Annotated in this window: 12 protein-coding genes and 2 pseudogenes; 7 read left to right on the plus strand and 7 right to left on the minus strand. The window is 60.8% G+C overall.

What is annotated here, in order from left to right; genetic code table 11:
- The 4 genes from CKO36_RS20550 to pssA form a co-directional block, all read right to left on the minus strand.
- Positions 1–157 (minus strand): MerR family DNA-binding transcriptional regulator (locus tag CKO36_RS20550; protein ID WP_207161507.1); only part of this gene is annotated, 157 nt, incomplete at its 3' end.
- Between the two features lie 14 nt (positions 158–171).
- Complete coding sequence (locus CKO36_RS17375; RefSeq protein WP_200286124.1) at positions 172–1,191, minus strand: diguanylate cyclase; 1,020 nt, start codon at positions 1,189–1,191, stop codon at positions 172–174.
- A gap of 260 nt (positions 1,192–1,451) precedes the next feature.
- Positions 1,452–3,206 carry a cation:proton antiporter domain-containing protein gene (locus CKO36_RS17380; RefSeq protein WP_242469705.1) on the minus strand — a complete coding sequence of 585 codons (1,755 nt, stop codon included), beginning with the start codon at positions 3,204–3,206 and terminating at the stop codon, positions 1,452–1,454.
- Positions 3,206–3,955 (minus strand): CDP-diacylglycerol--serine O-phosphatidyltransferase, encoded by a 750-nt coding sequence (gene pssA, locus CKO36_RS17385; RefSeq protein WP_200286126.1) that lies wholly within the window; start codon positions 3,953–3,955, stop codon positions 3,206–3,208. The genes CKO36_RS17380 and pssA overlap by 1 nt, the downstream gene beginning before the upstream one ends.
- A gap of 254 nt (positions 3,956–4,209) precedes the next feature.
- Here pssA and hoxE point away from each other — a divergent pair, with 254 nt between their 5' ends.
- From hoxE to CKO36_RS17420, 7 genes are read left to right on the plus strand one after another with little or no spacing between them, the layout of a single operon-like run.
- Positions 4,210–4,710 carry a bidirectional hydrogenase complex protein HoxE gene (gene hoxE / locus CKO36_RS17390; RefSeq protein ID WP_200286128.1) on the plus strand — a complete coding sequence of 167 codons (501 nt, stop codon included), beginning with the start codon at positions 4,210–4,212 and terminating at the stop codon, positions 4,708–4,710.
- Complete coding sequence (gene nuoF / locus CKO36_RS17395; RefSeq protein WP_200286130.1) at positions 4,707–6,332, plus strand: NADH-quinone oxidoreductase subunit NuoF; 1,626 nt, start codon at positions 4,707–4,709, stop codon at positions 6,330–6,332. Before hoxE ends, nuoF begins: the two co-directional genes overlap by 4 nt.
- Before the next feature lie 33 nt (positions 6,333–6,365).
- Complete coding sequence (locus tag CKO36_RS17400; RefSeq protein ID WP_200286132.1) at positions 6,366–6,842, plus strand: zinc ribbon domain-containing protein; 477 nt, start codon at positions 6,366–6,368, stop codon at positions 6,840–6,842.
- Between the two features lie 47 nt (positions 6,843–6,889).
- Positions 6,890–7,618 (plus strand): bidirectional hydrogenase complex protein HoxU, encoded by a 729-nt coding sequence (gene hoxU, locus CKO36_RS17405; protein ID WP_200286134.1) that lies wholly within the window; start codon positions 6,890–6,892, stop codon positions 7,616–7,618.
- Entirely contained in the window at positions 7,619–8,164 is a 546-nt protein-coding gene (locus CKO36_RS17410; protein ID WP_200286136.1) for an NADH-quinone oxidoreductase subunit B family protein, read from the plus strand.
- A 37-nt stretch (positions 8,165–8,201) separates the two neighbouring features.
- Positions 8,202–9,632 (plus strand): Ni/Fe hydrogenase subunit alpha, encoded by a 1,431-nt coding sequence (locus tag CKO36_RS17415; RefSeq protein ID WP_200286138.1) that lies wholly within the window; start codon positions 8,202–8,204, stop codon positions 9,630–9,632.
- Positions 9,629–10,087, plus strand: coding sequence for a hydrogenase maturation protease (locus CKO36_RS17420; RefSeq protein WP_200286140.1), 459 nt, complete (start codon positions 9,629–9,631; stop codon positions 10,085–10,087). The genes CKO36_RS17415 and CKO36_RS17420 overlap by 4 nt, the downstream gene beginning before the upstream one ends.
- On the opposite strand, the gene CKO36_RS17425 is transcribed toward CKO36_RS17420, so the two are convergent.
- The 3 genes and pseudogenes from CKO36_RS17425 to CKO36_RS17430 all read right to left on the minus strand — a co-directional run.
- Entirely contained in the window at positions 10,008–11,630 is a 1,623-nt protein-coding gene (locus CKO36_RS17425; RefSeq protein WP_420826351.1) for an ATP-binding protein, read from the minus strand. The genes CKO36_RS17420 and CKO36_RS17425 overlap by 80 nt on opposite strands.
- Positions 11,619–11,729, minus strand: a pseudogene (locus CKO36_RS20555) (response regulator); the annotation flags it as partial. The pseudogene CKO36_RS20555 and the gene CKO36_RS17425, both read right to left, overlap by 12 nt.
- A gap of 195 nt (positions 11,730–11,924) precedes the next feature.
- A pseudogene (locus CKO36_RS17430) lies at positions 11,925–12,328 on the minus strand (RNA-guided endonuclease IscB); the annotation flags it as partial.

Genomic DNA, 12,328 nt, shown 5'->3' on the forward strand with positions numbered 1-12,328 from the left:
CGATGAACGCTCGCCACTGGGCCTCGGTGTAAAGACGACGATTGCTGTCGGTACGCGCCACGGGAATGAGACGCCCCTCGCGCTCCCAACGCTGCAATGTCTTGACCGAAACACCCAGCCTCTTCGCCGCCTTGCCTGTACTCATGGTGCTTTCCATGAGACAATAATACACTATCGCGCATTTTTTATAAGACTAGAGTCTAGCTCCTCACCGCCGAGTCGCGCAAGCACGTCCCCGGAGTGGCGCACCCCTGCCTGCAAGGCGGCAGCGACTTTGACCAGGCAAGCATCCCCGGCGGGATGGCCGTAGCGATCATTGAACTTCTTGAAATGATCGATATCGATCATGATCACAGCGAAGGAGTGATGATGGCGTTTCGCGCGCGCGCCTTCAATGGCCAGCTGGGTATCGAAATAGCGCCGGTTATGGAGCCCGGTCAGCGGATCGGTGTTCGACAGCAACTCAAGCTTGCCATTCGCTTCCTCAAGCTCTTGCGAATAACGACGGAGTGCGGCGTTTTGCTCGGCGAGCAGTTCACGACTGGCGAACAAGTCGGCTGCCAAGCGTTCCTGCACCATGAGAATCAGCCCCGAGGAAAGCATGAGCAATGCCAGAATGACGCCAAGGAAGGACAGCTGTTGCACCTGCGTCTCCGAGAAGATTGACGGGGTCTCGATATAACCACTGCCGATGGCAAGCACCCGAGCGAGCAACACGAATAAAATGATGACGAAACCGCTCATAACGATGAACTGACCACGTCCGCGCGTGCCACCCTGATTCCGCGCAATCAGCCACAAGCCATAAGCGTCTTGAATACAAGAGACCAGGCCACCCAAAGCAATTCGCACATTAATGTTATCGAGGTAAACGATATAGCAGAGCGCGGTCACGACAGGAAAGGCCCACAACCAGACGACGGGCAAACGCAGCCGGTAGAAATGCGCCAAACCCAGCAGGAACATGTTGAAGAGGAGCGAGATCAGAACATTGGCAACGATGATCGATAGGATGTCGCTGATTCTGCCGCGCAAGAGGAAGAGCGAGTAGACCACTCCGTGCATAATCAGTGCCGAAGCCCAGATCATCAGCACCTTGTCTTGCCGAAACCCCACCAAGGCTAGCGCACCGCCGAGCACAAAGCTCGTCATGGCGATCACCAGAAACAGAGTGGGGATGTCGAAGCTCAAGTACAGGTACCGCGACGGCTACCGTCACCGAGCGACCGACGAAGCCGGGGCATCCGCTTTAGGAACGGCCACTCTGAAACAGCGGCCTTGAAATGGCGGCTGGCGGTCATGTCGAGTTTTGCAGATCGATTCTTCATCGGGAAATGCACCGATTGATCACGATTCAAACCGCCTAAACCGCATCTCGTTTGAGATGTACAATCTTGACAGCGCCTGGTTCGAAAAAACTACGATTTTCTCTTGAGAGGCGGTTTAAAACCTTAACCTTCCTGCGCCAGCTCCTTGGGCACCTCTTCGCGTACCAGGGCATAGCCTCCACCGCGGGCTTTATCGAGTAGTTGGCCAACCTCTTCGGTGTCCATTTCAAGAGCTTTGAGCGTTTCAGCCGCCAGACGCAAGCTGGCTTCGACGGCTTCCGGGAAGGCTTGGGTGACGCCGGCACGCAACAGGGCGTCGCAGGTGATGAGATCGCGCGCACGGGCGACGATTTTCACTTCCGGCGCATAGACACGAATTGTCTTGGTGGCATTAATCGCTGAGCGCTGATTGTCGATCGTCAGCACCACCAACTCAACCTGGTTAATATCAATCGCATCCAACAAATGTGGATCACCCACATCGCCATAGTAGACCGGGCAGCCTTCACGACGCCAGCTGGCCACCAGATCCGGATCCGATTCAAACGCCACATAGGGAATATTGTGTGCTGACAGCACGGACCCGATGGTATGCCCCACCCGTCCAAAGCCACCGATGACGACGCGCGGCTTCATCGGACTCGCTGGACTCACATCCAAACACAGGGATGGATCAATTTGTTCACAGGGATCCGGAGTTAATTTCGCCACCCATTCGCCAAATTTCATCAATAACGGTGTGAGCAGCATGCTCACCGAGATGACACCAACCGCTAGCCCGAAGGTAGCATCATCGATAATCTGCATCACCCGAGCGGCCCCGAAGAGCACAAAGCCGAACTCCCCGGCCTGACCGAGCAGAAAGGCCACGCGCAAGGCGGTGGCGCGGGTCGCCCCAAATAGCAGCGACAGCAGGAACAGCACCAAAATCTTGATGACCAACAACACCGCCATGTGGTAGGCAAAGCGGGTTGGCTGCTCCATGATGGCGCCAAGATCAACCGACATCCCCACCGCCACAAAAAACAGACTCATCAGCAGGCCCTTATGCGGCTCCACCAGCGCCTGAATCTGCAAGCTGTAACGCGACCCGGACAGCAACACGCCCATCAGAAAAGCGCCCAGTGCCATCGACAACCCGACGCGATTCATCGCGAAGGCGGCTAGAAACACCGAGGCCATGACCACCAAAAAGAAGGCGTCGCGATTACCCTGGCGCATCAGACGTTCGAGCACCCAGGGCACCAGATAGTGGCCGACTGCAATCACCGCCCCGACCATGAGCACCACAATGGCCAGTTGTTGCCACAGTGGGATCGCCCCCGGCAGCGGGCCGGTATCGGCCAGGATCGGAATCATCGCCAGCAGCGGCACCACAGCCAGATCCTGCATCAGCAGAATGGCAAAGGCGGTCTGACCATGGCGGCTGGCGATCTCACCACGCTCGTGCAACATCTGCACCACCAGCGCGGTGGACGACAGCGCCAGACTCAGGCCAAGCAGCAAAGCCGTGGACCAGGGCGACTCCAGCAGCCAAAAATACAGCGCCAGACAGCCACCGGTGATCAGAATTTGCAGTGACCCCAACCCAAACAGCGTGCGACGCAGTTCCCAGAGTCGCCCTGGGTGCATTTCCAAACCAATGACAAACATCAGCAGTAGCACACCAATTTCAGCGAAATGGCGCAGATGATCAACATCACTGGTAATTGAAGGGCCGGGCGTGTGCGGACCAAGCAGAATACCGGCCACCAGCAAACCAAGAATGGAACCCAGCCCAAAGTGGCGGAACAGTGCAACAGCCGTGGCGGCCACCAACAACAGAGGCGCAGCGGAAGAAACAAAGGACACCGGGTCCATCAGTGTTGAACCCGGCATCAGCGATCGCGTCGCCGCGTGCTGCGCCTTTGATGCCGTTGGATCAGTGTCAGCAGCGGCCCTGAAATCGCATAGGCAAGAAACAACAGGAAGAGCACAATGGGCGGATCCAGCACCACGAGTGCAAAGCCGAGCATAATGGCCACCATGACCACAAAGGAAACGCGCCCATGCACGTCCAGCTCCTTGAAGCTGTGATAGCGAAAATTGCTCACCATCAGCAAACCGGCGCCAGCGGTCATGGCCACCGCCAGCCAACTGAGATAACCGCCCGCCAGGGCATTATCGGTGCCAATCCAGACCCCACCGGCCAGAATGGCCGCCGCCGCCGGACTCGGCAACCCCTGAAAATAACGCCGGTCTGACACTCCGATCTGAGTATTGAAACGCGCCAGGCGCAAGGCCGCGCCAGCGGTAAACACAAAGGCCGCCAGCCAACCGAGCTTCCCCAGATCAATTAACGCCCAGTTGTACACCACCAACGCCGGTGCCACACCAAAGGCCACCATATCCGAAAGGCTGTCATACTCAGCACCAAAATCGCTCTGGGTATTGGTGAGCCGCGCAATGCGCCCATCGAACCCATCGAAGAGCATGGCCGCAAAAATGCCCAGGGATGCGGCTTCGAAACGCCCCTGATCGGCCACCAGGATGGCATAGAAGCCCGCAAACAGCGCCGCTGTGGTAAAAAGATTCGGTAGCAGATAGATACCACTGCGCCGTGGCGCCTTGCCGTCTGTATCATTCATGAGTTCGCCTTGAGACATGGAAGTAAAAATACGGACACTGCTCGCTGGCTGTGCTGGCGCGTGCTGGACCACGCCATTGCAGTATAGTGCCGCCGATACGCCGGTACAAAAGTCAAATCTTCACTTGGCGCGATAGGCCGGCTCGCGTTTTAATGGTGACTTATTGCAGAATGCTGTGCGAAACAGCGGACGCTTCCCGCCAGCTTCTTCAGTCTGATATTCGCAAGACCCTACTGCCTGGATTCGCTCTTGCCATGACCATTCAACGTTCCCGCCCGAGCCTGCCCAGCAACGACAAGCGCTGGAAACTCGTCAATGCCACCATGCGCCGCTCGGGCTATGCCGCGCATGCGCTGATTGAGGCACTGCACAGCGTACAGGATGCCTTCGGCTATTTGGATGAAGATGCGATGATCTTCGTCGCCGACTCGCTCGATCTGCCGCTGAGCAAGGTCTATGGCGTGGCGACCTTCTATCATCTGTTTATGCTCAAGCCGCAAGGGCGCCACAGTTGCGTGGTCTGCACCGGCACCGCCTGTTACATCCAGGGCGCCGGTAGCCTGGTCGAAGGACTGGAGCAACGCTTTGGCGTCAACCCCGGCGAGACCACCGCCGATGGCGCCCTGTCGGTGATGACTGCGCGTTGCGTTGGCGCCTGCGGCCTGGCTCCGGCAGTGGTGATCGACAATCAGGTCTTCGGCAAGCTCAACAACGACGCCTTGAACGCCAAACTGGAACAGGAGATCGCCCAATGAATGTAGACGATCTCGAAGAACTCGCCGACAAACATCGCCAGGAACAGGCCGGCATCACCACCGAGGTGCGCGTCTGCACAGCAGCGAGCTGCCAATCCTCCGGCGCCCTGCCTGTCTTTGAGGCGCTGAACGCCAACCGCGACGAACAGGAACATGCCAACTGCCGCATTAAATCCGTCGGCTGCATGGGGCTGTGTTCCGCCGGTCCGCTGGTGGCTGTGGCCAGCACCGACGCCCCGCTGGCCGAGGCACAGCTCTATCGCGATGTCAGCGCCGCTGATGCACCGGACATCCTGACCAGCGCAAAAACCGCCACGCCGCTGGAGCGCCTGCACTGTCCCAACGACATGCCCTTTTTCGCCCGCCAGCAGCGCATTGTGCTGGAAAACTCGGGCGTGATTGATCCCAACAGCTTTAAAGGCTATGTCGCCGTGGGCGGCTACCAAGCCATGGTGACCACCCTGACCGAAATGACCCCGGCCGAGGTCATCGCCGAGGTCACCACCAGCGGCTTGCGCGGGCGCGGCGGCGGCGGCTACCCCACCGGCCTCAAGTGGTCCACCGTGGCCAAGATGCCGGCGGGACAGAAATACGTCATCTGCAATGCCGACGAGGGTGATCCCGGCGCCTTCATGGATCGCGCCATCCTTGAATCCGACCCCCACCGGGTGCTGGAAGGTATGGCCATTGCCGCCTATGCGATCGGTGCCAATAAAGGCTTCATCTACATCCGCGCGGAATATCCGCTGGCCGTCGAACGGCTGAAAACCGCCATTCGCAAAGCCAAGCGCGCTGGCTTTCTCGGCCATCACATCTGCGAGACCGAATTTAACTTCGATATCGAAATCCGTCTCGGTGCCGGTGCTTTTGTGTGCGGCGAGGAAACCGCGCTCATGGCCTCGATTGAAGGCGGTCGTGGCCATCCGCGCCCCCGCCCGCCCTACCCGGCCGCCTCTGGTCTGTGGGGCCACCCGACCCTGATCAACAATGTCGAGACCTACGCCAATATCGCCCCCATCATCCGCAAAGGCGGCAACTGGTTTGCCGGTATCGGCACCGAAGGCTCCAAGGGCACCAAGGTCTTCGCGCTGGCCGGAGCGATTCGCAACACCGGCCTGATCGAAGTGCCCATGGGCACTTCACTGCGCGACATCATTGAGGCCATCGGCGGTGGCATCCCGGGCGACAAGGCCTTCAAGGCGGTACAGACCGGCGGTCCTTCCGGCGGCTGCATCCCTGAGGCCCATCTCGACATCCCGGTGGACTATGACAGTTTAAAGACCCTGGGCACCATCATGGGCTCTGGCGGTATGATCGTCATGGACGAGACCTCCAGCATGGTCGAGGTGGCGCGCTTTTTCATGGAGTTCTGCATGTCGGAGTCCTGCGGCAAGTGCATCCCCTGCCGCGCCGGCACCGCACAAATGCATGAACTGCTGGATCGCATCGCCAAGTCCACCGCGACCCACAAAGAGCTGGCGTTACTCGAAGAACTCTGTGAGGTCGTGCGGGCAACCAGCCTGTGCGGACTCGGACAAACAGCACCCAACCCGGTGCTCAGCACCCTGCGCTACTTCCGCGCTGAATACGAACAGCGGCTGCGTCACCAGGACGCCGCCTGAGCAATAACTCCAATTATCGACGGTGATTAACGAATGGCACTGATCCAATGCCCCGAATGCGAAGGCAAGGTCTCCGACCAAGCCCCGGTTTGCCCTCATTGCGGCTTTCCGCTCACCAGCAGCCAAGGCAGCCCAGCAGCGGCAACAACCGCTGCCGCCAGCGCTGCGCAGCAACCCGAGGGCATCTCTCACGAAGCCCTGCCCGGTTATCCCGGCAAACCCTACCACTGGACCGACCGCATCCCGGTGGCCTTCATTCTGTTTTGGGGCGGCATGCTCATCGGCGTCATGGGCGGTGGCGGTGATGTCGCCGAAAGCCTCCAGGGCTCCGGCATTGATGCCAGCCAGCGCACCCCGATTGGTTGGCTGGCCTGGGCCATGGTGATTGGCGGAATTCTGTGGTTTGTCGGCAAGAATGTGTTCAGCTATCTGCACTACCGCAACTGGAAAATTGATCGCTTGCACCAGCAGATGATTGAGGAAGCCGAGCAAAACGAAGCCAAATCCTGATCACTGATTATTGACCACTGCTCAACTGAGGTCGCGGAGTCCCGTTCATGCCCCTGCCCAAGCCACAAAGCAATGTCCATGTCGTCACTTTGCAAATTGACGGCCAGGATCTGTCGGCGCGCGAGGATGAAACCATCATTGAGGTGTGCCGGGAACACGGGATCCCCATCCCCAGCCTGTGCTACCTTGATGGTCTGTCCATCCATGGGGGCTGTCGCCTGTGCCTGATCGAACTCGAAGAACAAAACCGCCTGCTGGCGGCCTGTTCGACCCGGGTTGCCGAGGGTATGCGTATCCTCACCAACACCGAGCGCCTGCAACGCTATCGCCGCACCATCGTTGAGTTACTGTTCGCCGAGCGCAACCACGTCTGCTCGGTGTGCGTCTCCAACGGTCATTGCGAGCTGCAAACGCTCGCCCAGGGCTGCGGGGTCAATCATGTGCATATTCCCTATCGCTATCAGCGCTATCAGGTGGACAGCTCCCACGAGATGTTCCGCATCGACCATAATCGCTGCGTTCTCTGCACCCGCTGTCTGCGCGTCTGCGACGAAATCGAAGGCGCCCATACCTGGGATCTCATGGGGCGCGGCAGCGACTGCCAGGTGATCACCGACCTGGCCCGCCCCTGGGGCGACAGCAGCACCTGCACCAGCTGTGGCAAATGCGTGCAGGTCTGCCCCACCGGCGCTCTGGTCAAACAGGGCACCTCGGCGGGTGAAATGGTCAAAGACCAGAGTTTCCTGCCCATCCTGGCCCGCCGGAGGCACCATTAAATGAGCACGTCTGCGTCCAAGATCACAGTCGCCACCACTTGGCTCGACGGCTGCTCGGGTTGCCACATGTCGTTTTTGGACATGGACGAGCGCCTGATCGAACTGGCCAATCAGATCGACATCCTCTACAGCCCCCTGGTGGATACCAAGGAGTTGCCGGAGTCGGTCGATCTCGGCATCCTGGAGGGATCGGTCAGCAACGACGAGGATTTCGCCAAGGCCAAGGCCTTTCGCCAGCATTGCAAGCTATTAATCAGTTTGGGGGACTGCGCGGTCAACGGCAATGTGCCGGCGATGCGCAACGCCTTCAATCTCGATGATGTCATTGAACGCGCCTATCGCGACACCGTCGATATCAACCCGCAGATTCCGGTCGAAGGCGTCCCTCGGCTGCGCCGGGTGGTGCTGCCGCTGCACGAGGTGGTAGAAGTCGATCTGTTTATCCCCGGCTGTCCGCCGCCGGCCAACGCTATCCATTATGTTCTCACTGAGCTGATCGCCGGACGCACTCCGGACCCCAATCAGCTCACCCGTTTCGGCGCCTGAGCGCCGCTGTGCCGCCACCCCACCAGAGACGCCGATCATGAGCCGCACCATCACCATCGAGCCGGTCACCCGCATCGAAGGACACGCGCGGATTTCGCTGCAACTTGCCGATACCGGCGAGGTCGAAGATGCGCGCTTCCATCTCACGCAGTTCCGTGGCTTCGAGAAATTCTGCGAGGGCCGCCCGTACCGGGAAATGCCGGCGCTGACTGCGCGCACCTGCGGCATCTGCCCAGTCAGCCACCTGCTGGCCTCCAACAAGGCCTGCGACGATCTGCTCGCGGTCAGCATCCCGCCCACGGCGGAAAAACTGCGCCGGGTGATGAATCTCGCGCAACTGGTGCAATCCCACGCGCTGTCGTTCTTTCACCTGTCCTCGCCCGACCTGCTGCTGGGCTGGGATGCCGACCCTAAAAGCCGCAACATCTTCGGCGTCATGCAGCAGCAGCCGGAACTGGCGAAGGACGGCATCCGTCTGCGCCAGATCGGTCAGACCATCATCGAAATTCTCGGCGGCAAAAAAATCCACCCTACTTGGGTGGTGCCTGGCGGTGTCAGCGAGGCGCTGTCACAAGACAAGCGCGATGCCATGCAGGCCATGCTGCCGGAGGCACTGGAAATCGCCAAGCGTACCTATGCCACCTTCAAGGCCCTGTTGCCCAAATTCAAGGACGAGGCCAGTCACTTCGGCACCCTGCCAACGCTCTTTCTGAGCCTGGTGTCGGAAACCGGCCAGCTCGAACACTGCACGGGCGTGCTGCGGGTCAAAGACGCCAAGGGGCGCATCATCGAAGACAAGGTGCCGCCGCGCGACTACCGGCGCCTGATCGGCGAGGCCGTCGAGGACTTCAGCTACATGAAGTTCCCCTATTACAAGCCGATGGGCTACCCGCGCGGCATCTACCGCGTCGGCCCGCTAGCCCGGCTTAATAATGCCGACTCCTGCGGCACCCCCTATGCTGACGTGGCCCTGGCGGAATTCCGCACCCTGCAGGAAGAATCCGGCCCGGTGGCCTCCAGCTTCCACTACCACTACGCGCGCCTAGTCGAAATCATTTATGCCATCGAGCGCATGCAGCGAATTTTGAAGGAACCGGACATTCTCGACACCCGGGTACGCGCCCACGCGCGCGGCAACCGCCAGGAAGGTATTGGCGTCTCCGAAGCGCCGCGTGGCACCCTGATGCACCACTACAAGATCGACGAAAACGGCCTTATCACCTGGGTCGATCTCATCATCGCCACCGGCCACAATAACCTGGCCATGAACCGCAGCATCAAACAGGTCGCCGACGCCTATGTCGATGGCACCCAGCTCAACGAAGGCATGCTCAACCGTGTCGAAGCCGTCATTCGCTGCTACGACCCCTGCCTGTCCTGCGCCTCCCACGCCTACGGAAAAATGCCGCTGGTTATTGAGCTGCAAGACGCCCAAGGTGAGGTCATCGACCGTCTGGTGCGGGATTGAGGCCGGCACTTGTCATCGGCTACGGCAGCCCCATCCGTGGCGACGATGCCATCGGCCCCTTGGTCGCTGATCGACTGCAACAACAACAGCTGCCTGATGGGGTACGTGTCGAGGCGCGCCACATCCTAACCGCCGAGCTGGCTGCTGAGCTGGCCGAAGTTGCGCAGGTAATTTTTCTCGACGCTGCCGTGGATCTCCCCCCCGGTGAGTTGCGCATCCAACCGCTCGCCCCCGACACCAGCGCCCTCTCCACCATGGCACACTTCCACGATCCGCGTGAGTTGCTGGCCTGGTGCCAAGGACTCTATGGCCGGGTACCTGAAGCCTGGCTGATTACGGCTGGTGGTGCGGATTTTGATTATGGGCATTTTCATCTCAGTGAAGCGGCTGAACATGCGGCCACCCGGATGATTCAATCCGTGCTTGATATGCTGGCGCTGAAAAACTTAGGCTAAACAATGTCTGCGTCTCCCGAGAATGCCAACAGGTGCACCCGCACCAGAAGGCCACCCTCGGGTGCTCGGTCGAACGCCAGCTCGCCGCCGTAGCCGTCCAGCACATCGCGGACAATCGCGAGCCCCCCAGTCCGCTGCCTTCGCTGTTGCGCATCCTCTGCCGGCCTGAAAGTCGGTCCTGCGGCTGACTGCCCTGCTGATTCCGGTGCTGATCGAGACGCATGCCACGCTGGCCGAGCCGGTGGCGTTGCGTCTCGGGCACGCCGGGTCCGTCGTCGCGCACCTGGATGACGATCCAGTTCCCGTCCCGCGCGACCTGGAGCCAGACACTGGTACTGGCCCAGGCGGCCGCATTTTCCAGCAGGTTGCCGAGCAGTTCGAACAGATCGTCGGGCATGATGGCCGCTATGGCGTGCGTCGGTGCCGTGACTTGCCAGTTCACCTGCTCGCCATCGGGGGTGCGATTGAGGGTGCGCAACAGTCGCGCGATGGCATCGACCACATCGGCGCGTGCTTGATGGGGGATGGTGCCTGAGCGGACCCGGGCGCGCACCAACTCGCGCTCGACGCGGCGGCGCATGGCATCAGCAAGCTGTTCCAGATCGGCCGCCAGCTCGGGCTCGCCACGCGCGCGCAGGCGCTGGGCATCACCGGCCAGGGCGCTGAGCGGGGTTTTGAGGCCATGGGCCAGATCGGCGGTCCAAGCCCGGGCGCGCTCGAGTGCCTGGGCGCGGGCATCAAGCAGCGCATTGAGCTCGGCCACCAGGGGGCTGACTTCTTCGGGGTAGCGATCCGGCAGGTGCCGCGCCCGCCCGGAACGGATGGCCTCGACCCCGCGCCTGACCGACTCAAGCGGGGCCAAACCGATGTGGATCTGCGCCAGGGTCGCGGCCAGCAGGACCAGCATCATCAAGGCCACATAGAGCCACATGTCGCTCGCAAAGGCCCGCCGCGCGGCCGTCAGCTCGGCACGGTTGCGAGCCACCAGCAGCCGCAGCACAGTCGGCCCATCGCCGGTGTCGAGCTGAATCCGGCGCTCGCGCACCAGCAGTTCCTGCTCATCCGGGCCAGGCAGCTGGTGCGCATGCACGCGTCCGGACTCCAGCACATCCTCCGGCAGGGCAATCAGCTGATCCCACAACGAACGCGAGCGCAGCACACCCGGCTGCCCTGGTGCATCGATCTGCCAATAGCGACCACTCATGGGCTGGGCAAAGTCCGGATCCAGCGGTTCATGCTCCAAGCCAATCGCGCCATCGGCATCCAGCCTCAGCCCGGCGGCGAGCTGATTGAGCTGACCGATCATCTCCTCACCGATGCGTCGCTCGACATGACGCTCGAACAGCGTCAACAAACGTCCAGCGTGGATGATCAAGTAGCTCAACAGGCGATATTCCTGCGGTGACAGTCGCACCGGTACGCCATGCTCGCTGAGGCTCATGCGACGGGTATCCAAGCGAACCGCGCCGATGGTGATCACCGGCGCAGCCTGGCCGGCGGCACGGCGGATGAGTGCGCGCAGGCGGGCGATGAGTTCCTCCATGCGAAACGGCTTGGGCAGGTAATCATCAGCACCGGCGTCGATGCCCTCGACCCGCTCGCTCCAGTCGCCGCGCGAGGTCAGCACCAGCACAGGTAGCTGCTGGCCGGCGGCGCGCTGGCATGTTGCGCTGACTCCGCTGCGCCCAAGCCGGAGCCGAGGCTCAGCGCCAGGCCAAGGACAAGGACAAGGACAAGGGTGAGTCGCCGGTGTGCGTGATTTCGCATCTTCATCAGTCTTGCGCGAGAAACCCCGCCCTTCAGGGCGGGGAGGTAGAGCGCACCGCGCGTAGCGCGGTTAACCCACCGGTCTCGCGACCTCCGTTTGGGTGAATGTATAGCCATAGCCGTCGGCGCGTTGCACCACTCGGCAATGGCGGTGTGAAAGGCCTTGCACCAAACCGGCTGCGGTTTGGATGTTGAAATTCCCCGAGGCACGCACGGCCACGCGCCCGAGATGGGTTCCGGCTTTCTTGCCCTTTGGTACCTCAGCGATGACCCGATCTCCGGTCTGGAATCCTTTAACGCGCTTCTCACGCATCAAATAACCGCGTGGAAAGCCGAAGCGATTCAAACGGGTACGCTGGTAACAGCCGCGCCCGGTGGCCTTGATGGCAAGCGTCGGGATGTTCCAGCCATGGAGCGCGGTGAGTTGACCGACACAGGCGGCATCAAGCGCATGGGTCTTGGGAATACCGAGGC

Source organism: Rhabdochromatium marinum, assembly GCF_016583795.1.
Lineage (GTDB): Bacteria > Pseudomonadota > Gammaproteobacteria > Chromatiales > Chromatiaceae > Rhabdochromatium > Rhabdochromatium marinum.